Raw genomic sequence first — 21,246 nt, forward strand, 5'->3', positions numbered from 1 at the left:
TCTTATCAGTAAAGAAAATTAGTTGTTTAAGAAGAATGGGCGGCCGTAGCTCAATGAGTTGTCTGAACTACTATCCCCTACAGCACCTGAATCAGAGCCTAGGTTAGTACCGAAGCCGACAATACCGAAATTCACACTGAAATTGTTTTCGTAAATTGGTGAAGCTGTGGGGCTATTAATATTTCTTTCAGTCCATTCTTGTAGTTGGTTACTGTAAGTGAAACCTATGTACCAGCAGTCTGATTTGTAGTTTAAACGAGCTAACCATTCTAAATTTTCTTGGGTGGTTAGATCGTAAAAATATTGAGCACTCGCATTCCATTTTCTTGATATTTGATAAGCACCTAGCAAACCTGCTTGTGATATACCATCTCTAGTAATTGAAGATATGTCAAAATCAACGGTTTCTTTTATATATTCTTCTGTAACGTAGCGATAGTTGGTTTGTATATAACCACCTGCAAAGCGATATTCAAGTGTACTATTGGCAAGTTGCATCGCAGATGAGTCAATGTCGTATTGCACTCCCCCATGATAGAATAGATAGTCATCGTAGTTGAAGTCCATTTCGATAGCCCAAGAAGAATAATTAGTTTTATCATTAGATCCTTCACTACTCAGGGTTTGCTTTGTGTCTTTATCAAAATAGAATATTTGACCAAATGATATATTTAGTCTTTCTTTGTATTCGTCATCAAAGAAACGAGATGATGCTCCATAGCTTACTTGGTTTGCGGCTGCTATCCGATCTACACCACTGTATTTCCGACTTCTGAATAGGCCGTAGTAATCCGTTTGAAGTAACGTTGTATCATAAAGACCAATATTACTTTGATCTTCTTCGGGGACATACAAGTATTGAACCTGCGGTTCTAGTGTTTGAGTGTAATTGCCAACAATAGTGGTATCTCGCTCTAGAACGATACCAGCATGGCTTCTAAACTCAGGGATCACACGACTTACTGATTCTTCCAAGCCTTCATAATCAGATCCTGATCCCGTATCAACGCCATCAAGGTCTTGTTGATAGTAAGTACCAAGTAGGCGAGCTTCTGTTGTCCAAGTACCCCAAGTATTGCCTACTGGGATAGTGATACCAGGCTCAACATGGACACGATTCGCAGAAGGTTTTCCACTTGCATCGGTATCAAATATTGAGACGTGACTGATCATGTCAAAATCTAAATACTCCATCACCTCAGGAGCATAGTAGTTGTACTCTAGTTGTGGCATTAGGCGGTATGGTTGATTGTTTTCTGATAAAACTTGGAAATCACGAACTAAAACGGATGCATCCCAATTATGTGAACGGTATGTAGCCTGTCCTTCTTGTAACAGCTGTCCATCTTCTCTATTGCCAATATTGGATCCATTGATATCTCGAAAGTAATCCACATCACTAACTTGTGAGTAGTCAACTTTAAATAGCCAAGACTCTTGGAAAATCCCTGAATGTTCAAGTTGAGCGCCCCAGCGGGCGCCCTTTTCTGGGTGCTCAGCATCGTCGGGCAAGTATTCTGATTTAATGCTACCTGACCCAAAATCGTTTAAATAACGAAAATTGTTATCAAGTTGAGTACCACGCTCTTGCATGTATTTAATCGTAGTTTCTAGGTCATAGTTAGGTGCTAAGTTCCAATAAATAGGAACCTCTGCTTCAAAACCATCACTAGAACCGTATGAAACGGTTGGATACAAGAAACCAGTTTTACGGGTATCGCCAATAGGAACTGTTAAATAAGGCAGATAGAAAACCGGAACGCTCTGGATTTCAAAACGCGGGTTATAGAAGGTGGCTTGTTCTTCATTTTGATCGACGTCAATACTTGAAGCTCTTAGGCGCCAAGCATTGTCGCCAATAGGGCAAGAAGTGATTGAGCCATCTTCAATCTCATAAACGGCCTTACCTGTTTTGGCTATATAAACAGCATCGCCACGACCTGTTTCGCAAAGGAATTCGTAATCGGTATTCTCAAGCGTCATTTCATCTGTAGTCAGATTATTGGTCGCTCTGTCTGAGATAGATTTGATTTGGCCATCACTAAAGTTTACGTTGCCTTCAGCTACAACGATATTTTCTTGTTGGTGCAGGGTTACGTTATCGGCAAGGATGGTCTTGTTCCCTTGCGTAACGACTACGTCACCTGAATATATTGCCTTGTCACCATTGATAGCTTCTAAGCGATCTGACTCAACGTGAGCGGGTAGCTGTGTCTCGTTTTCTGCAGCGGGCTCGATCAAGCATTGATCTATAGAGGGCATTTCCTGCACACTACTATCGGTGATTGTTTCAGCTTGAGTTGTCGACACGTATAACGCCGTACTTATAGACGCGGCTAACAAGGTGCGGGAAAAAGATTGCATGAAGTTGAACTATCCTGTGTCACTAGATGAAGGGTTGATCTAGTATCAATCCAATTAATAAAGCATTTTCCTTATGATAAAGGAAATAATAGCATTCAGCATCATCAGACAGCATTACTCAGATAAAATTCATAGATAGAGAACACATAATGCAAATATTTGGCAAAATTTTGGGCGCGTTTTTTGGCTTTTTATTTGGAGGGCCGCTCGGTTTAGTTTTTGGCCTGTTTTTAGGGCACCAATTCGATAAAGCTCGCCGATTGAACCAATCAGGCTTCAATAGCTCTGGTTTTGGTCGAGGTCCAAGCCAAGCAGAAAGACAGAACGAGTTTTTTAAATCCGCTTTTGCGGTTATGGGGCACGTTGCTAAAGCGAAAGGGCAGGTAACGCCAGAAGAGATTCAACTCGCTTCTACCATGATGGAGCGTATGAACCTGCATGGCGAACAGCGCAAAGCAGCGCAAGATGCATTCCGTGACGGTAAAGAGAGCGACTTCCCTCTGAGCGACGTACTTGAGCGAGTGAAAATCTCATCGGGTGGTCGTTTTGATCTTCTGCAGTTCTTTCTAGAGCTTCAGGTATCTGCCGCATTTGCGGATGGAAGTTTGCACCCGAGTGAGCGCCAAGTTCTGCATAAAATAGCGCAAGGCCTTGGGTTTTCGGCAGAGCAACTAGAACGCCGCTTGCAGATGCAAGAAGCTGCGTTCCGTTTCCAACAGCAAGGTGGAAGCTTTGGTGGCCATCAAGGTCATGGGCAATCATCAGGTTGGCAACAGGCTTCGCAACAGAACCAGCTTGGCGACGCATATAAGGTTCTTGGTGTGAGTGAAAGTGCTGACGGTAAAGAGGTGAAGAAAGCCTACCGCAAGCTGATGAATGAGCATCACCCAGATAAACTGATGGCGAAGGGCTTACCGCCTGAGATGATGAATGTTGCGAAAGAAAAATCGCAAGAAATTCAAAATGCTTATGACCTGATAAAGAAGGTCAAAGGTTTTAAGTAATCGAACACTAAACCGAGTAATAACAAAGTTACTCGGTTTTTTATTAAAGGGAATTATATGACGGTAACGTATCAGGATGTTCTAGAGTTTTGGTTCGATGAGTTGACGCCTAAAGATTGGTTTACTGGCGGCGCCGAGATTGACGTTGTGATTGAGTCTCGATTTTCTGAACTGCATAAAGCAGCCATTCAAGGCGAGCTATTTGAGTGGCGCCAAACTGCACAAGGGCGATTGGCAGAGATTATCGTGCTTGATCAGTTTTCTCGAAATATTGGTAGAAACAGTCCGACAGCTTTTTCGGCTGATCCGATGGCGTTGGCTCTAGCCCAAGAAGCGGTAGCGGGTGGTTTTGATCACCTGCTTAACGAGCAACAAAAAAGCTTTCTGTATATGCCTTATATGCACAGTGAGTCTTTGTTAGTCCATGAACAAGCCGTGGAACTCTTTTCTCAAACGGGATTAGAACATAATCTGGATTTTGAGTTTAAGCACAAGGTTATCATTGAGCGATTTGGTCGCTATCCGCACCGCAATGAAGTGTTAGGGCGAGCTTCGACTCCCGAAGAAATTGAATTCTTGCAGCAACCGGGCTCAAGCTTTTAATTGTAGAAATACAGTTCATTAGATAAAAAGAGGCAAGGGCGTGTTGAGCTTTCGAGCTGATTTTTGCAGCGAGTTGATGGGTATTTATACAAGACAGAGGCTTTGATGTGTAGCTAGCCTACATGAGAAGCCGATAACGCAGTAGAAATGGCCAGCAAACGCTGCCCAAAGGATTCGGCTAAAAGCGTTTTACTCTTTGTTGAGGGGGATTGGCTTAGAATGACTAGGCTACTTCCCCCTCGCCGCGATTAAAACGCTTTTATCTCGAACAAAATTTAACCGCGAAAGGTCAACACGCCCTAGCGGTTAATAAAAACCTCTCGCCTTTTTTTGCTTTAGTTATCAATTTTAGCCATAGAGCTATTTTGCTTGGTTAAGCGACCAATCGTATTCATAACGGATGTTTTGAGTATTGGTTACTGCTTCAGTTCGATATTGGTCTAAGTGCTGAATAAGTTGTTTCTCTGTACCAAAATCCACAGCAAACCATTCGTAAATCGATGATAGTTGAAGCTTCTTGTTTGTAACCAGCACGCCTTTGTTACTGCTTACAAACTCAGTTGCAGCATGCTCTAGCAAGGCTTCAGTATTGTCAGAGGTAAAAGCGTCAGGTTGTAAGTTAGGGCAACCTAGGCTGGCACAGTTCACTGCATAATGCGTGCGAGGATCTTGCCAAATCGGTCTTAGGATTCGGTGTTCAATGTCGTTGAGTGTCAGTGATTTCCCGTTAACGACTACCACATCATCTCCCCACGGCCCGAAACTAAATAGTCCGCCAAGTTTAGTGATGGACTTAATCGGGTAGGCTTCAAGAATCAAATCGACAGTCACGGCGTTGTATAGGTTAACCCAATAGGCATACTGCTCCGCTTTTGAATAGTCGAGCGGATTAACCTGTTCGAGTTGCTTGATGTATTGCTTGAGCTTTTTCTTATCTGCGGTGTTCACTGCTTTGTAGCGAACTAACGTATTTTGCCCCTGTTTAACTAAGTAGTTATCGAGAAATTGTTGCCAATCTTGATGAGATACCTGTTCTAGGTTGGTTTCGTCGCTTTGGTTCCAGTATGGCCAAAGATCGGATTTAGGCGCAGACCAAGCTAAGGTTGAGAAAAGTAGGCTGACAATAAAAAGTAGTTGTTTCATGGCATTCTCCTGATGACTGACTACTAAGACCTTAAGGCTTACCATTTTCTTTCATTGCCCTTCATTTAAATAAACATATGAAGTTAAGTTAAAAGCTTAGCCAAATAAAAAAGGTTGGCACTTGGCCAACCTTTAGATTTATTCAGAAACGTCTCATTATTTTAGGAAGCTAGGAATCTTAGCTTCAAACTCTGAAATCTTATCGGCGTGTTGAAGTGTAAGGCCGATATTATCTAAACCATTCAGTAAGCAGTGACGACGGAACTCATCAATTTCAAACGAGTACTCTTTGCCGTTCGCGCTAACTTTCATTGCTTCTAGATCAACCGTAATTTCTGCACCTTCATTCGCTTCAACGAATTGGAACAGTTCATCCACCTCTTGCTCAGTCAATCGAACTGGCACCATTTGGTTGTTGATCGAGTTACCGTAGAAAATGTCGGCAAAGCTTGGTGCGATCATTACTTGGATACCGTAATCGGCAAGCGCCCAAGGTGCGTGTTCACGAGATGAACCACAACCGAAGTTTTCACGAGCTAGAAGAATTGAAGCGCCTTGGTAGCGTGCTTCATTCATTACAAACTCAGGGTTTGGTTGTTGGCCTGCGTCATCTAGGAAGCGCCAATCGTGGAACAAGTGCTTACCAAAACCGATGCGGTTTACTTTCTGTAGAAACTGCTTTGGAATGATCGCATCAGTATCGATGTTGGCCGTATCTAGAGGAACGACTAATCCGGTGTGTTGTTGAAAACCTGACATGTTAAATCCTCTAATTAAAGTTCACGAATATCGACAAAGTGACCAGCGATAGCCGCTGCGGCTGCCATTGCTGGGCTAACTAGGTGCGTACGACCATCACGGCCTTGGCGACCTTCAAAGTTACGGTTTGATGTAGAAGCACAGCGTTCTTGTGGACCTAGACGGTCGTTGTTCATCGCAAGACACATAGAACAGCCTGGTAAACGCCATTCAAAGCCTGCTTCGATGAAGATTTTATCTAGGCCTTCAGCTTCAGCTTGTGCTTTAACTTGTTCAGAACCTGGAACGATAAGCGCTTGAACGTGTTTCGCTACTTGGCGGCCTTTCGCTACCGCTGCTGCTGCACGCATGTCTTCGATACGAGAGTTAGTACAAGAACCAACGAACACTTTATCGACGTTGTAATCCGATAGAGATTTACCGGCTTCAAGGCCCATGTAAGCCAGTGCTTTTTCTGCAGATGCCTTTTCTACAGGGTCTGCGAAGCTTTCTGGTGCTGGGATTGGTGTGTCTACTGAAATAACCTGACCTGGGTTAGTACCCCAAGTAACTTGTGGTTTGATGTCTGCTGCTTCTAATGTAACAACCGCATCGAATTCTGAATCAGCATCGGTTTTCAATGTGTCCCAGTATTCAATTGCTGCTTCTAGGTCTTCGCCTTCAGGAGAGAACTTACGACCTTTGATGTACTCGTATGTCGTTGCATCTGGAGCGATTAAGCCTGCTTTAGCGCCAAGCTCGATAGCCATGTTACATACCGTCATACGACCTTCCATCGTAAGGTCAGTAATCGCTTCACCACAGAATTCCACAACGTAGCCAGTACCGCCTGCAGCTGTAGTTTTACCGATGATCGCTAGCACGATGTCTTTTGCAGTGATGCCCGGAGCAACCTTGCCTTTTACTTCGATCTTCATGGTTTTTGCGCGAGCTTGTTTTAGCGTTTGAGTAGCTAGAACGTGCTCAACTTCTGAAGTACCGATACCGAATGCTAGTGAACCAAATGCACCGTGTGTAGCCGTGTGCGAGTCACCACATACGATGGTCATGCCCGGTAGCGTAATACCTAGCTCAGGGCCCATTACGTGCACAATACCTTGGTATTTGTGGTTTAGGTCGTAAAGCGTGACACCAAACTCTTCACAGTTCTTCGATAGCGTTTCCATTTGGATACGAGCCATCTCGCCAGAAGCGTTGATGTCTTTAGTTTGTGTCGATACGTTGTGATCCATGGTCGCAAAAGTTTTGCCTACTTGGCGAACTTTACGGCCTTTTTCACGCAGACCATCAAAGGCTTGTGGCGACGTTACTTCGTGGACTAAGTGACGATCGATATAAAGAATTGGCGTTTCGCCCTTTGCTGCAACCGCAACGTGAGCGTCATAAACTTTTTCGTATAAGGTTTTTGCTTGCTGGTTTGTCGACATAGCTTTTCTTCCTTGGGAGCATCAGTCCCAGTGTTTGTTTCGAGCCAAGTCATGCGGTTTACGCTGACTTGGCTTGATATTATTCTTATGTACTTGCTTCTAATCGGAGCATTTAGCTTATGAAGCTAAGATGTACTCTGCGATCTTGTCACCCATTTCAGAGGTAGTCAGTGCTTGGTTTTTGCCTGCAAGGTCTGCCGTTAGCTCGCCTGCAGAAAGTGCTTTAGAAACCGCTGCTTCGATGTCTTGTGCTGCTGCTTCTTCGCCTAGGCTGTAACGTAGCATTAGTGCTGCAGAAAGAATTTGCGCGACTGGGTTCGCAATGTTCTTACCTGCGATATCTGGTGCGCTGCCACCTGCTGGTTCGTATAGGCCGAAGTTGCTTTCGTTTAAGCTTGCAGAAGGAAGCATACCCATAGAGCCTGTGATCATTGCGCATTCATCAGAGATGATGTCACCAAAGATGTTTGAACATAGCATTACGTCAAACTGAGATGGGTCTTTGATTAGCTGCATGGTCGCGTTGTCGATGTACATGTGGTTTAGCGTGACATCTGGGTAATCTTTTGCGATTTCTTCAACCACTTCACGCCATAAGATAGAGCTCTGCAGAACGTTTGCTTTGTCGATTGAGTAAACGTTTTTGTTACGTAGACGTGCAGATTCAAACGCAATCTTTGCAATACGTTCGATCTCGTAACGGTGGTAAACCTCGGTATCAAAAGCTTTTTCCGTTGCGCCTTCGCCTTCACGACCTTTAGGTTGGCCGAAGTAGATGCCGCCTGTTAGTTCACGAACTACAACGATGTCGAAGCCGTTACCTGAGATGTCAGCACGCAAAGGAGAGAAAGACTCTAGACCTTTGTGGATTTGTGCAGGGCGTAGGTTACAGAACAATTGGAAGTGTTTACGTAGAGGAAGTAGGGCACCACGCTCTGGTTGATCGTTTGGTGGAAGGTGTTCCCACTTAGGTCCGCCAACCGAGCCAAATAGTACTGCGTCAGATTCTTCACAGCCTGTTACTGTCGCTTCTGGGAGTGGACAGCCGTGGTTATCAATTGCGATACCACCAACATCATACTCTTCACGAGAGAAGCTAATCGCGTGCTTCTTTTCAATCGCGTCTAGCACTTTGTGTGCTTGCTGCATTACTTCTGGGCCAATGCCATCACCAGGTAGTACGGCAATCTTGTATGATTTATCAGTCATGTTAATCCTTTAATTCTTGTTACTGAGCTCTTTCGCTCGTTTTAAATTTTGTCCCTAAAGCCAACAACATCGGCTCTAGGGCTCTGTTATTGGGTGTTTAAACTGTTGCGATTCTTTGCTGCTTCATTTCAGCAATGGTGTCTGCGCGTTGAATGCTATTAATAACGTGCAGTAGCGCTTGACCAGAGGCTTCAACGATATCCGTTGAAACGCCCGTACCGTGGTACTTGCGGCCTTTATAGTTAGCAATAATATCAGCTTGGCCTAAGCCATCTTCGCCTTCACCTTTCGCGGTAAGGTCGAATTTATCCAATGCAATTTCGTAACCCGTTAAGCGGTAGATACATTGGTATAAAGCATCAACCGGGCCGTTACCGACAGCCGCTTCGCATTTCTCTTCGTCACCACATTGCAGCTTGATGCTGGTGGTAGACATTACACTACCAGATTGTACGCTTAGGTAGTTAAGTTTATAGAAGTCATCTTCGTCACGTAGGTTTGCGAAGTGCATTAGTGCTTCTAGATCGTAATCGAACACTTGGCCTTTACGGTCAGCCAGTTTCAAGAAGTCTTCATACAATGAATCTAGGTTGTACTCATTGTCTTTGTAGCCCATTGCGTCCATGTGGCTTTTAACTGCGGCACGACCACTGCGGCTGGTTAGGTTCAATGCTTTGTTTTTCAAGCCAATAGACTCAGGTGTCATGATCTCGTAAGTGTTCTTGTTCTTAAGCATGCCGTCTTGGTGGATACCTGAAGAGTGGCTGAATGCGTTAGCACCTACGATTGCCTTGTTGTCTTGAATTGGCATATGGCAAAGCTGGCTAACCAACTTACTGGTACGGTGAATCTCTTTGTGGTCCAAACCGGTATGAACACCTAATAGCTCTTGACGAGTTTTGATGATCATTGCAATTTCTTCTAAAGAACAGTTACCCGCACGCTCACCAATACCATTGATTGTGCCTTCAATTTGTCGAGCACCTGCTTGAACGGCAGCAATTGAGTTAGCAACCGACATGCCTAAGTCATCGTGACAGTGAACAGAGATGATCGCTTGATCGATGTTTGGTACGCGATCAAATAGCGTTTGGATAATGCCACCAAATTCATTCGGTACTGTGTAGCCTACGGTGTCTGGAATGTTGATGGTTTTTGCGCCAGCGTTGATAGCGGCTTCAACCATACGACATAGGTTGTCGATAGGTGTACGACCGGCATCTTCACAAGAGAACTCAACATCATCGGTATAGTTACGCGCATGTTTTACTGCTTTCACTGCCATCTCGACAACATCGTCGTAGCTGCGGCGTAATTTGTCTTGTACGTGAACTGTTGATGTTGAGATGAAGGTATGAATACGGAACTGGTCAGCCACTTTTAGTGCTTCGGCAGCGGCGTCGATATCTTTTGCAACGGCACGAGAAAGCGCACAGATGCGGCTATCTTTAATATTTTTTGCGATGGTTTGTACTGATTCGAAATCGCCTGGCGATGACACAGGGAAACCCGCTTCAATAACATCTACACCCAGTCGTTCAAGTGCATAAGCGATCTGTAATTTCTCTTTTACCGTAAGGCTTGCTGCCAACGCTTGCTCGCCATCACGTAAGGTCGTGTCAAAAATTATCACTTGATCGTTCATGGGTGCTTCCTTATATCGATAATGAATCGATTGCTATCCAAATTATTATTAAGAATGATGTTCTTTTAAAAGTGCCAGTTACAAAAAAACCCGCTCAGCGCGGGTTTTAATATTTGTGTAGTTCTTGACCCACAACTTACCCGCGCGATTGGTTCACGATAAGGAGAAGTTTCAGCAGTCGAGAAGAAGAAAAAATCATTACACAAATATCCGTAAATAAACTGTTAACACCATATTTACCGCAATTTATTCTGAGCGTCAAACAAGAAAATCCAATATCAGCGTGCATTGGCGACGTTTTGGTTTGGTTTGTGCTGTTTTGTATGGCGTTATTGGGTAAATCATCTGATTGGTGGTTTTGTATTGGGGGGTTAGTTTATCGTTTGGCTTATGTGTAGGTTAAAACTTTGTAGTAAATCTTTTTGATGGAACGATTCACCAAAAAAATCACAAGCGTGACCAAACTAATTAATCACTTGATTAAATAGTGAGTAATTAATCTTCTACTGTTACACCTGTTTATCTCTATAATTAATCAGATGATTAATTATAGAGATGGATTTTTACCATGACGGCACGAAAAGCGGGGCGACCTCAAAAGAACTTAGATGTTCGACAGTTATTGATTGAGCATGCTCGTGATCTGTTTGTCGTTCAGCCATACGACAAGGTCTCGACGCGCCTGATTGCTGAGCGTGCGGGTGTCAACATTGCGATGATCCGTTATTACTTTGGCAGTAAGGCCGGGTTGTTTGAAGCGATGCTGCGTGAAACGCTACGACCGATGCAATTGCAGATGCAGAGATTGGTTGAAGAAAGCAGTCATGAGAACTTTCTTGATTTAATGCGGACTTACTACAAAGAGATGGTCAAGGTGCCGAAGTTTCCTCGCTTGATAGCCCAAGTGATGAATATGCCTCCCTCTGAAGTGCAAAGAGAGTTGCTCGAAAAGGTTTTCCTCGATGTTGCAAAGCCAGCCCAAGATGTCATTTTTGAAAAGTTGGTTGAACAAGGCATCTTAAAACAGAACATGGATCCAAAATTGTGCCGTGTTTCGTATGTAAGCTTGATGGTGTTTCCTTTCATCGCTCCGCCGCCTTTATTGGCAATCCATGGTATTGAGATTAATGAAGAATTTCTTAATCGTTTAATCGAACACAACATTCAATTGATGACTGAAGGCTTTATTAACGCACCAAGCCCTTCTTCCGTGCAGGACCAAAGATAATGAAAATAAATAAAAAACTACTCTTCTTTCCAGCACTTGCGGTTGGTGTTCTTGGCCTTGTCGCCGCGATTAACTTGAAGCCGGATCTTCCAACCAAACCTGCGGGTGATAGAGCCCGCTTAGTTGATACAGTGAGCCTAGAACAACAACTGATAGCGCCGTTAGCGGTCGGCTTTGGCAAAGTGGTGCCTAAAGTTGAATGGAAAGCGATTGCTGAGGTGACAGGACAGATCGTTTATCGCCATCCGGATCTTGAGAAAGGGCAGGTGATCCCCGCGGGAACGGTCGTGCTCAAGGTTGATCCATTGGATTATGAATTAAAGCTGATACAAGCAGAAGCGGATCTAAAATCAAGCCAAACCTCATTAGCGAAATTGAATCAAGAAGAAGACAACCTGAATCAGACTCTTAAGATCGAAAAGAATCGTTTGGTGATCAGCAATAAAGAGCTACAACGTAAACAAGATCTGCGTAAGAAAGGGCTGACTTCTCAGTCTGATGTCGACCTGCAACAACAAAGTGCACTGTCTCAACAGAAGCTAGTGTTGGATATCGCGAACCAAATCGCTTTAATGCCTGATGAAAAACGCGTCGCGGAAGCGGTGATTAAGGTCAACGTATCCAAAGTGAAAGAGGCACAACGCTCTCTCGATAAGACCACTATCACTTTGCCAAGAGCAATGCGAATTGCTCAGGTTGATATCGAACAAAATCAAGTGGTTAATCTTCAACAAGAGATGTTTATTGCTCACGGGATTAATGTCATGGAAGTGGAGGCGCAACTTTCTATTCACGATATGCAAACTTTAGCCTCCAGTTTCAACCAGTTCCCTCGCGATGCTGCAGGAATCCCAAACCCTTATGAAGCGCCAATCAAAGCAAGCATTCAACTTAACAGCGGCAACCTGAACCTTAGCTGGCCTGCGAAGGTGGCAAGAATCAGCGAAACGGTTGATGAAAACCAAGCGACGGCGGGGATTATTCTCGAGATCGCTCAAGATTACTCACAATTGCAACCAGACAGCGCAACGCCTTTGGTTAACGGTATGTTTGTCAAAGCTGAGATTGAGGGTGTCGCGAATCTAAGTTGGGTCGTTCCAGAGCGAGCACTGCATGGTGATAAGGTTTACTTGATGGATGACAGTCAGCGTCTGCAAGTGATTAATGTTGAAGTGCTTTATCGCAGAGACAATCAAGTGGTTGTGAGTGGCGAGCTACAAGCTGGAGATAAACTGGTTCTCAATGATGTCCTGCCAGCAATCGAAGGCATGTTACTGAGAGAGTCGAACTCTGAAGAGGCTGAACTTGAGTCCGATACTCAGGAGAGTGCGTCATGATCAAGTTTTTCTCTCGGCACCCAACAGCAGCAAACTTGTTGATGCTTGGGTTGTTGATCTTGGGTATAAGCTCACTATCAACCATCAAACGTGAAACCTTCCCCGCTTACGATCCGCCTTACATTATGGCTGCGATTGTTTATCCCGGCGCTTCTCCACAAGAAGTGGAAGAGAGCTTATGTGTGCGAATGGAAGATGCAGTAGACGGTTTGGCCAACATTGAAGAGACTCAGTGTGAAGCGATCGAAGGCAGCGCTCGTTTAATTCTCAAGTTAAATGAGAAAGCGGACATCGGCCGAATGCTGGTGGACGTGCAAACCCAGATTAACTCGATCAATGATTTCCCGACTGAGATTGAATCGCCTGTTGTTCAAGAGCTAGATTGGAATGAACCGGTTGTTGATATCGCTATCACAGCCGAAACGTCGTGGCCGGAGCTTAAGGCCTACGCGGAAGATCTTAAGCGTACCATGAAGCTTGATTACGATGTCTCTTTGGTCGAGGTCAGCGGCTTCTCTGATCATCAATATCGAGTGGAACTGGATACCCAAGCTATTCGTCAGCTGGGCTTGAGTGTCGGTGATATCGCGGATCAAATTGGTCGACAGAATGTAAAACTGCCGAGCGGTAACGTTGAAACACCAGACAAAAACTTTCTGATTCGTTTCGACGAGAGACGAATTACGCCTGTTGAGCTGGAAAGCATCGTGGTTGGATCTGCGCCTAATGGCTCGGTGATCCGTTTGAGAGACATAGCCAAAATAACCGACCGCTTTGAGCTTGATGAACAAAAGGTGTTATTTGATGGCAAGCCTTCAGCGTTGCTTAAGATCAGTAAGAACAAAGAAGACGATGCGCTTCGAATCAAAGAGAACGTAACACGATTCGTTGAAGATCAAAGCGCGATTGCTCCTGATGGCGTGACACTACAAATGACCAACGATCTCTCTTCTGTACTTTGGGATCGTCTAACCATGATGGTGAGCAACGGCTGGCAAGGTATTGTGCTAGTGTTCGCCACCATGTGGTTGTTCTTCAGCTTGCGTTATTCGTTTTGGGTAGCGGCGGGGTTGCCGGTGGCCTTCCTTGGTGGTTTGTTCTTGATGGCCAATCTTGGTTTGTCGATCAACATTATGTCGCTAGTCGGCTTATTAATGGCAATCGGTATCATGATGGATGACGCCATCGTGATTGCTGAATCGATAGCGTCCCATTTAGATCGGGGTCAGAGTGTTGATGATGCGGTGTACAACGGCGTTAAGAAAGTGCTTCCCGGAGTACTGTCTTCTTTCCTAACCACTGTGTGTATTTTCGGTAGCTTACTGTTTCTTGATGGTGAGATGGGCGCAGTGCTTAAGGCCGTGCCTCAAGTCTTGATTTTGGTGCTGTCGTTGAGCTTGATTGAAGCCTTCCTGATCCTACCTAATCACCTATCTCATTCATTACACAAAGAAAAGAATGACAAGCTAGCGCTGCGTTTTAAGGTTGTGTTACTTGAGAAGTTTGAGAACTTTCGTAATACCACTTTGATGGACATGGTTGAGAAAGTCGTGACCTTCCGTTATGCCTTTATGGGCGGAGTGATTACGCTGTTGTTGCTTTCAGTAGCCTTGATTGCTGGTGGCGTAGTTAAGTTTCAACCTTTCCCAGAGCTGGATGGCGATATTGCCGAGGCGCGTATTATTCTTCCGCCGGGCGCATCACTGTCTCAAACCGAGAAAGTGGTCGACAAAATTGTCGCGTCTGCTGAGCGTTTGAACAAGCAATGGAGCGAAGAGGTTGAAGAAGGCAATACACTGGTCGAGCATATCACCAGCCAATTCAATGCCAACGCCGATGCCAATGAATCTGGCCCACACTTAGCCACAGTGCGCTTAGATTTACGCGGAGCAGAGAGCCGTAATACGGTTATCGATGATTTCATTGACGCGTGGCGTGAAGATATAGGAGACTTAGCGGATCCTATTTCATTGGTGTTCAAGCAACCGACTATGGGGCCGGGCGGTCGTGCTATTGAAATCCGCGCCAAACACGATGACCTGAGCTCGTTGAAATCTGCTTCTTTGGATATTCAGGAGTACCTTAATCAGTTTGATGGGGTGCATGGCGTGCTTGATGACATGCGCATGGGTAAAGAAGAGATCTTGGTGAAGCTGCGCCCTGGAGCCGAAACCTACAATGTGAATGGGCAGATGATTGCATCTCAGTTACGAGCGGCTTTCTTTGGGCAAACGGCGGACGAGATTCAAATCGGTGTTGAGAATATCTCGATTGAAGTGCGTCTTGATAAGGAGCAAGCGGGCGACATACAGCAGCTGGCTAACTTCCCAATTATTACCGCAGATGGCAGTCAGATCCCGCTAGCAACGTTGGCGACACTGGATTTCCAACGTAACTACGTGCGAATTCAGCGTATTGATGGGCTGAGAACCATCAGTATCTTTGGTGATATTGATAATAAGAAAGCGAGTTCATCCGCGATTTTGGCTCAGTTCCAAAAAGATGAAGCCGCCAAACTTATTCAGAAGTACCCGGGTTTACGCTTTGATTTCGAAGGGGAGGCCAAAGATGCAGCTAAGACGGGCGCTTCGATGGGTAAAGGATTCTTACTCGGCTTATTCGGCGTGTTTGCGATTCTAAGCTATCAGTTCAGAAGCTATTTAGAGCCTGTGGTCGTGATGTTAGCGATTCCACTCGCTTTTATTGGGGTGGTCGTTGGTCACTGGATACTTGGGCACTCTTTGAGTATGCCAAGCATGATGGGCTTTGTGTCGCTTGCCGGGATTGTGGTTAATGATTCCATCTTGTTGGTGCAGTACATTCGTCACCATGTCGATGAGGGAGATAGCGTGCATGACTCGGTGGTGAAAGCCAGTCGCGAGCGTTTCCGAGCGGTATTCTTGACCTCAATGACGACAGCGGCAGGTTTACTACCGCTATTGACGGAAACCAGCTTACAGGCACAGGTTATCCAGCCATTGGTTATTTCGATCGTGTTCGGCATATTTGCCTCGACCTTACTGGTGCTGTTTATGATCCCTGCTGCTTACGCGATATTGGCGGATTTCGGTTTGGTGAAAAAGCACGAGCCATTAGCGCTATAGCCTTTAGCACTTAATTATTTGCGAGCTCTACTATTATTAGCGAGCTCTAGTATCATTAGCGAACGCTATAACCATTAACACGATAGAAGTAGCGTTTGCTTGCTTATATAAAGAAGTGAAAACATAGAAGAATAAAGCGGCCTTGGGTCGCTTTATTTTTATCGGTCGTTTCTATCGCTATCCTGACTTGATCCATTGACCAGCCTATCACGCATGGGAAATTTCATTTTAGTTCATTCAAAACGTCACTTAACTGTCATTTGTTGGGCATAACTTGAGCCTTAACTGAATAAGGATTGTTAAGGAGATCGTATGCGTACTATCGAACCTATTGTCCGTTGGGATGTGGCATTTTCTGTTTTCTGTTTAAACAACCGCTATGGCGGGCAACATGCAACGCTCAGTAAAGCGGTGTCTCATACTGGAGATGGACACCTTTATGTTTTGATTGCCTTGATTGCTCTGCTGGCCGATAGCAACACTGGTCGAGACTTTCTATTGGTGGGCTTAACCGCCTTCGCAATCGAGTTACCTATTTACTGGTTTGCTAAAAACACCCTCAAGCGCCGCAGACCAGCTGAATTCTCTTCACTGCTTCACTCTCATATTGTGCCATCCGATAAATACAGCCTGCCTTCAGGGCATTCCGCTGCGGCTTTTGTTATGGCGACCTTAATTGGACATTTTTATCCGAGCTTGTACCTCTTTAGCTTGGTGTGGGCAACTGCGATTGCAGGCTCTCGAATCCTGCTCGGTGTGCACTTTTTAACGGACGTACTGATTGGCGCAGCCTTGGGCATTGCTTGTACTAGCCTTGCTATCAGCTTCATCCTGTAATTATTTTGTTGGCAACCACTGCCGAGCTTAAGTGGTAAATTTAAAGGAACATGCATGAAAATTTTATATGGCGTACAAGGCACAGGAAATGGGCACATCGCTCGAGCGAGAGCAATGGCCGTCGCTTTTCGTCAGCAAAATATTGATGTCGACTTTCTGTTTTCAGGGCGAGACGAGAGTAAGTATTTCTCGATGGAAGCGTTTGGCAACTACCAGACCTGCAGCGGCTTAACTTTTTACAGCGAGCAAGGGCAGGTTAAATACGGCAAAACATTCATGAAGAATAACATCTGGCGATTTCTCCGTGAGATTAACCAGATCGATCTTACGCCTTATGACTTAGTGATTAATGATTTTGAGCCTGTCACTGCATGGGCGGCTAAGAGACAAGGTGTGCCATGCATTGGGATAAGCCACCAGAATGCGTTTCGTTATGATGTACCCAAAGAAGGGGGCAACTGGATTGAACATTCAGTTATTCAACATTTCGCCCCAACCGAGCACTCTATTGGCTTGCACTGGTATCACTTTGAACAGCCTATATTACCGCCTATCGTTCACACGCTGGTTGGTGAGCAACAAACCAAAACAGCACAAGACTTTACGTTGGTCTATTTGCCATTTGAGGATCTTGAGTCGATCTCAGAGCTGCTGATGAAGTTTATTTCGCACAACTTTGTCTGTTACCACCCGGATGTTATTGAGCACAGCCGAGTCGAAAATATTGAGTTCAAACCACTCAGTCATGCTGGCTTCCAATTCGACCTCAATCAGTGCTCTGGTGTGGTCGCAAATGGCGGCTTTGAATTGCCATCTGAAGCCCTAACTTTGGGGAAGAAATTGCTTCTCAAACCACTCGAAGGGCAGTTCGAACAACAGAGCAATGTGGCGACGCTAGAGGCTCTTGGATTAGCTCAAACCATGACCTTTTTAGATGCGGCTATCTTGCGTGCTTGGCTCAGTGAAAAACAGGCTGAAGTGGTCACCTATCCAGACGTGGCAAGTGCACTTGTTGAGTGGGTATTAGCGGGGAATTGGTCTAATCAAGATGACTTAAGAAAGCAACTTTGGGACAAGGTAGACTTTCCAAGTTATGCATCGCTCACCTAACTCATAAGTGTTATTTCTGAATCAACTGGTCAACTAATTCATCGGTTCAATAAATTGTAACAATTGTAACCAAAAGATAGAACAGCTAAATAAGTCGAAATCAAACTCATAAGTTAAGCTTTTTATATTTTTTTATAACTCTATAAATTACTGATTTTTAGATGTTATTTAATCATTAAGATAAAATAAAATTATTCTTTATCAATCTTGTTGGTAGCTCGAGATGTATTGGTTAATAGTAATGTCAATCCGAAAAACATCGGTCTGATAAATATAAGAATTAGTGGTTATCTATTCTCATACCATTACCAATTTAACGCTGTCGAACCGACAAGAGGCAACTTGAATGTTAGATAAAAAAGACGCAATGAGTGCTATTGCAAGCTACAGAATGGAAAGCACACTTCGTGGAGTCGACTTAAACCTTTTGACTGTATTTGATGCAGTTATGCAAGAGCAAAACATTACACGTGCAGCTCACAATCTGGGTATGTCTCAGCCTGCTGTAAGTAACGCTGTTGCTCGTCTAAAAGTGATGTTTAACGACGAACTATTCATGCGTCAAGGTCGTGGTATTCAACCGACTCAACGTGCTCGTCAGTTGTTTGGTCCAATCCGCCAAGCGCTACAATTAGTACGCAACGAACTACCAAGTTCTGTGTTCTCTCCAGAGTCGTCTTCTCGCCTGTTCAAACTTGCGATTTGCAGCCCTTGTGACATGCGTTTTGCTCCTAAGATTATGTCGACAATCAACGACCAAGCACCGAGCGTTAAACTGCACATGGATGCTGAATTCGATCGTCAACTTTCTGAGCGTATGCGCTACCAAGAAATCGACTTCGTTATCGATTACGCTCGTTTTGATGAGCAAGGCTTCTCAAGCACTGAGATCTTCCAAGACGAATTAGTTGTGGTTGCTTCTGCTTCTCACCCACGCATCAACGGTGAAGTTTCTGCGGCAGAGCTGCTTAACGAAAAGCACGCGAAACTGTCTCGCATCCATGGTCAACGTAGCTTCTCTGAGCAAGCTTATCGTGACCTAGATTGCACGCCTTTCTACGAAGGTACGAGCTTAAGCAACGTTCTTTACGTTGTAGGTCAATCTGAACTAGTAACAATTGCTCCTCGTTGGATGGTAGAACATGCAGCAAACAAAGAGCAGCTTCAGATTCTAGATTTCCCATTCGATAATGCGGCGATTTCTGGCTTCCTAAGCTGGCACGAATCAAGTGAAAAGGATAAAGGACACATTTGGTTACGAGATCAGTTAATGATGATCTGTGGCGAAGTAGTGGCACTTAACTAGACACTAATCCCTATGATTTATAAGCCCTAAGCTAGGAGTCTGGCTTGGGGCTTTTTTATGCGCGCTATTTTAGTAGGTAGAAAACTTAGCGTTAGACGTACTATTACTGATAACTTTGAGCTTCATCAGTTGCCTTTTCCATGATCAGAGGTACACTTGTGCGCTCAAAAAAGCTTACAGGTGTAAGCCAAAGGTAAAGAGATGGCCAATTTAGATTTTCATATCGTAAAAAGACTTCGTGACCAAATTGCCCAAGGCGGCAACCGTACAGCTTTGAAGCACAAAGTAGACAATGTATGGCAAGGCATTAGCTGGGAACAGTTTGGACAACAAATCGATACGCTTTCATTAGCACTGTTGGCTCAAGGACTGAGAGTTCAGGATAAGATCGGTATCTATTCGAACAATATGCCTCAATGGACCGTGGCAGATTTTGCATCGTTACAAGCACGTCTTGTGACTGTGCCGATTTATCCAACGAACACAGCAGCACAGTCTTCTTACATCATCCAAAATGCAGATGTGAAGATCTTATTCGTTGGTGAGCAAGTTCAATTCGATGCGGCGGTTAGCCTGTTTGAAGAGTGCGAGCAGCTAGAAGTGGTTGTGGCTATGTCTGATGACATCGACCTGCAAGGACACAGCTTTGCCGTCTCTTGGGATGACTTCATGGCGCGTGGCGTTGAAGCACAACAAGCTGAACTTGACGTGCGTCTTGCTGATGCAAGCATGGACGACTTACTGACTCTTATCTATACCTCTGGTACCACAGGTCAGCCAAAAGGCGTAATGCTTGATTACACCAATATTGGTTATCAGTTAGAAGGCCACGATGAGCGCCTTAGCCTAAGCAAAGACGATGTCTCATTGTGTTTCCTACCGTTATCACACGTATTTGAGCGTGCTTGGACGTTCTATGTCCTTTATAAAGGCGCAACCAACTGCTACCTGCAAGACACGATGCAAGTGCGTGATGCGCTAAGTGATGTGAAACCTACCGTAATGTGTGCGGTTCCACGCTTCTACGAGAAGATCTTCTCTGCGATTCACGAGAAGGTATCTAAAGCGCCATTTATTCGTAAAGTGCTCTTTACTTGGGCGGTGAACATGGGAGCAAAGCTTTCAGTTTGTCACCAAGAAGGTCGTACTCCATCGTTGATGCTGAAGAAGAGCCATGCGCTAGCTGATAAGCTTGTGCTATCTAAACTGCGCGCTCTACTCGGCGGTAACATCAACTTCATGCCATGTGGTGGCGCGAAGCTTGATGAGACGATTGGTCGCTTCTTCCATGCTATTGGCATCAACGTAAAACTTGGCTACGGCATGACAGAAACCACAGCAACAGTATCTTGTTGGGATGACCGCTGTTTTAACCCTGATTCGATTGGTATGTCGATGCCGGGCGCAGAAGTAAAAATTGGTGCTAAGGACGAGATTCTTGTTCGTGGTCCAATGGTGATGCGTGGCTACTACAAGATGCCAGAAGAGACCGCTAAGACATTCGATGAGCACGGTTTCTTGAAAACCGGTGATGCGGGCCATTTTGATGAAAATGGTAACCTGTTCATTACCGATCGTATCAAAGAGCTGATGAAAACCTCTGGTGGTAAGTACATTGCACCGCAAGTGGTTGAAGGCGCGATTGGTAAAGATCACTTTATCGAACAGATTGCTGTTATCGCTGATACGCGCAAATTCGTTTCTGCGCTGATTGTTCCTTGTTATGACTCGCTAGAAGAGTACGCCAAAGAGCTTAATATCAAGTATCACGATCGCGTTGAGCTTGTTAAGCATCACCAAATCGTCGAGATGCTAGAAAAGCGTGTGAATGACCTACAGCAAGAACTAGCTAAGTTTGAGCAAGTGAAGAAATTCAAACTGCTACCAAAAGCATTTTCTATGGATGATGGTGAACTGACACCAACTCAGAAATTGCGTCGTAAAGTTATCAACGATAAGTATCAAGACGAAATCGAAGAAATGTACAACGAAAAGCCTAAAGATAAGTAGTTTTCTGCTTAGATAAATTTTCAGTTGTTTAAAAATCCCCCTACGAATGTGATTGCATTTTTAGGGGGATTTTTTGTATCTAATGACACAGCACAATGTGCGAAAGCGCACACCAGTAGGCTCGCGGTTTATCGATAAATAGCGATCTATTGAAATATTA

At 44.6% G+C, this 21,246-nt stretch carries 15 protein-coding genes; 9 read left to right on the forward strand and 6 right to left on the reverse strand.

Annotation, left to right across the window (positions count from 1 at the left end; all coding sequences use genetic code 11):
- Positions 1–18 precede the first annotated feature (18 nt).
- Positions 19–2,364, reverse strand: a complete 2,346-nt coding sequence (lptD, locus tag MSG34_RS17275) for an LPS assembly protein LptD (RefSeq protein WP_248338773.1) — start codon at positions 2,362–2,364, stop codon at positions 19–21.
- A 149-nt stretch (positions 2,365–2,513) separates the two neighbouring features.
- Between lptD and djlA the strand changes: the two genes are divergently transcribed.
- Positions 2,514–3,368 carry a co-chaperone DjlA gene (gene djlA, locus MSG34_RS17280; protein WP_010434455.1) on the forward strand — a complete coding sequence of 285 codons (855 nt, stop codon included), beginning with the start codon at positions 2,514–2,516 and terminating at the stop codon, positions 3,366–3,368.
- Between the two features lie 57 nt (positions 3,369–3,425).
- Entirely contained in the window at positions 3,426–3,971 is a 546-nt protein-coding gene (locus tag MSG34_RS17285; RefSeq protein ID WP_248338776.1) for a DUF924 family protein, read from the forward strand.
- 360 nt (positions 3,972–4,331) lie between these two features.
- On the opposite strand, the gene MSG34_RS17290 is transcribed toward MSG34_RS17285, so the two are convergent.
- From MSG34_RS17290 to leuA, 5 genes are all read right to left on the reverse strand, one after another.
- Positions 4,332–5,114: a DUF547 domain-containing protein gene (locus MSG34_RS17290; RefSeq protein ID WP_248338778.1), complete on the reverse strand. Its 783-nt coding sequence runs from the start codon at positions 5,112–5,114 to the stop codon at positions 4,332–4,334.
- A gap of 156 nt (positions 5,115–5,270) precedes the next feature.
- Positions 5,271–5,873 (reverse strand): 3-isopropylmalate dehydratase small subunit, encoded by a 603-nt coding sequence (gene leuD / locus MSG34_RS17295; protein WP_017061388.1) that lies wholly within the window; start codon positions 5,871–5,873, stop codon positions 5,271–5,273.
- Positions 5,874–5,887: 14 nt separating this feature from the next.
- Positions 5,888–7,300 (reverse strand): 3-isopropylmalate dehydratase large subunit, encoded by a 1,413-nt coding sequence (gene leuC / locus MSG34_RS17300; protein WP_248338780.1) that lies wholly within the window; start codon positions 7,298–7,300, stop codon positions 5,888–5,890.
- A 117-nt stretch (positions 7,301–7,417) separates the two neighbouring features.
- The gene (gene leuB, locus MSG34_RS17305; protein WP_017061390.1) at positions 7,418–8,509 is read right to left on the reverse strand and encodes a 3-isopropylmalate dehydrogenase; all 1,092 of its coding nucleotides are present in this window, start codon (positions 8,507–8,509) and stop codon (positions 7,418–7,420) included.
- A gap of 97 nt (positions 8,510–8,606) precedes the next feature.
- Entirely contained in the window at positions 8,607–10,154 is a 1,548-nt protein-coding gene (leuA, locus tag MSG34_RS17310; RefSeq protein WP_019826902.1) for a 2-isopropylmalate synthase, read from the reverse strand.
- A gap of 568 nt (positions 10,155–10,722) precedes the next feature.
- Here leuA and MSG34_RS17315 point away from each other — a divergent pair.
- From MSG34_RS17315 to MSG34_RS17345, 7 genes are all read left to right on the forward strand, one after another.
- The gene (locus MSG34_RS17315) at positions 10,723–11,382 is read left to right on the forward strand and encodes a TetR/AcrR family transcriptional regulator (RefSeq protein WP_048609655.1); all 660 of its coding nucleotides are present in this window, start codon (positions 10,723–10,725) and stop codon (positions 11,380–11,382) included.
- Entirely contained in the window at positions 11,382–12,719 is a 1,338-nt protein-coding gene (locus MSG34_RS17320) for an HlyD family secretion protein (RefSeq protein WP_248338782.1), read from the forward strand. The genes MSG34_RS17315 and MSG34_RS17320 overlap by 1 nt, the downstream gene beginning before the upstream one ends.
- Entirely contained in the window at positions 12,716–15,823 is a 3,108-nt protein-coding gene (locus MSG34_RS17325; RefSeq protein WP_248338784.1) for an efflux RND transporter permease subunit, read from the forward strand. Before MSG34_RS17320 ends, MSG34_RS17325 begins: the two co-directional genes overlap by 4 nt.
- A 312-nt stretch (positions 15,824–16,135) precedes the next feature.
- Entirely contained in the window at positions 16,136–16,660 is a 525-nt protein-coding gene (locus MSG34_RS17330) for a phosphatase PAP2 family protein (protein WP_017068816.1), read from the forward strand.
- 54 nt (positions 16,661–16,714) lie between these two features.
- Positions 16,715–17,770: an MJ1255/VC2487 family glycosyltransferase gene (locus MSG34_RS17335; RefSeq protein ID WP_248338785.1), complete on the forward strand. Its 1,056-nt coding sequence runs from the start codon at positions 16,715–16,717 to the stop codon at positions 17,768–17,770.
- Between the two features lie 346 nt (positions 17,771–18,116).
- Positions 18,117–19,076 carry a transcriptional regulator LeuO gene (gene leuO, locus MSG34_RS17340; protein ID WP_019826889.1) on the forward strand — a complete coding sequence of 320 codons (960 nt, stop codon included), beginning with the start codon at positions 18,117–18,119 and terminating at the stop codon, positions 19,074–19,076.
- 201 nt (positions 19,077–19,277) lie between these two features.
- Positions 19,278–21,086, forward strand: a complete 1,809-nt coding sequence (locus MSG34_RS17345; protein WP_248338786.1) for a long-chain fatty acid--CoA ligase — start codon at positions 19,278–19,280, stop codon at positions 21,084–21,086.
- The last annotated feature ends 160 nt before the right edge of the window (positions 21,087–21,246 follow it).

The sequence above is a fragment of the Vibrio sp. 1CM2L genome, from assembly GCF_023161695.1.
Taxonomy (GTDB): domain Bacteria; phylum Pseudomonadota; class Gammaproteobacteria; order Enterobacterales; family Vibrionaceae; genus Vibrio; species Vibrio coralliirubri.

What these genes read in the sequence shown, in the direction of transcription:
- MSG34_RS17320 (WP_248338782.1), top strand. Translation starts at nt 11,382, where the DNA reads ATGAAAATAAATAAAAAACTACTCTTCTTTCCAGCACTTGCGGTTGGT.
- MSG34_RS17330 (WP_017068816.1), top strand. Translation starts at nt 16,136, where the DNA reads ATGCGTACTATCGAACCTATTGTCCGTTGGGATGTGGCATTTTCTGTT.
- MSG34_RS17335 (WP_248338785.1), top strand. Translation starts at nt 16,715, where the DNA reads ATGAAAATTTTATATGGCGTACAAGGCACAGGAAATGGGCACATCGCT.
- leuD (WP_017061388.1), bottom strand. Translation starts at nt 5,873, where the DNA reads ATGTCAGGTTTTCAACAACACACCGGATTAGTCGTTCCTCTAGATACG.
- MSG34_RS17285 (WP_248338776.1), top strand. Translation starts at nt 3,426, where the DNA reads ATGACGGTAACGTATCAGGATGTTCTAGAGTTTTGGTTCGATGAGTTG.
- MSG34_RS17345 (WP_248338786.1), top strand. Translation starts at nt 19,278, where the DNA reads ATGGCCAATTTAGATTTTCATATCGTAAAAAGACTTCGTGACCAAATT.
- djlA (WP_010434455.1), top strand. Translation starts at nt 2,514, where the DNA reads ATGCAAATATTTGGCAAAATTTTGGGCGCGTTTTTTGGCTTTTTATTT.
- leuO (WP_019826889.1), top strand. Translation starts at nt 18,117, where the DNA reads ATGTTAGATAAAAAAGACGCAATGAGTGCTATTGCAAGCTACAGAATG.
- leuB (WP_017061390.1), bottom strand. Translation starts at nt 8,509, where the DNA reads ATGACTGATAAATCATACAAGATTGCCGTACTACCTGGTGATGGCATT.
- lptD (WP_248338773.1), bottom strand. Translation starts at nt 2,364, where the DNA reads ATGCAATCTTTTTCCCGCACCTTGTTAGCCGCGTCTATAAGTACGGCG.
- MSG34_RS17315 (WP_048609655.1), top strand. Translation starts at nt 10,723, where the DNA reads ATGACGGCACGAAAAGCGGGGCGACCTCAAAAGAACTTAGATGTTCGA.
- leuC (WP_248338780.1), bottom strand. Translation starts at nt 7,300, where the DNA reads ATGTCGACAAACCAGCAAGCAAAAACCTTATACGAAAAAGTTTATGAC.
- leuA (WP_019826902.1), bottom strand. Translation starts at nt 10,154, where the DNA reads ATGAACGATCAAGTGATAATTTTTGACACGACCTTACGTGATGGCGAG.
- MSG34_RS17325 (WP_248338784.1), top strand. Translation starts at nt 12,716, where the DNA reads ATGATCAAGTTTTTCTCTCGGCACCCAACAGCAGCAAACTTGTTGATG.
- MSG34_RS17290 (WP_248338778.1), bottom strand. Translation starts at nt 5,114, where the DNA reads ATGAAACAACTACTTTTTATTGTCAGCCTACTTTTCTCAACCTTAGCT.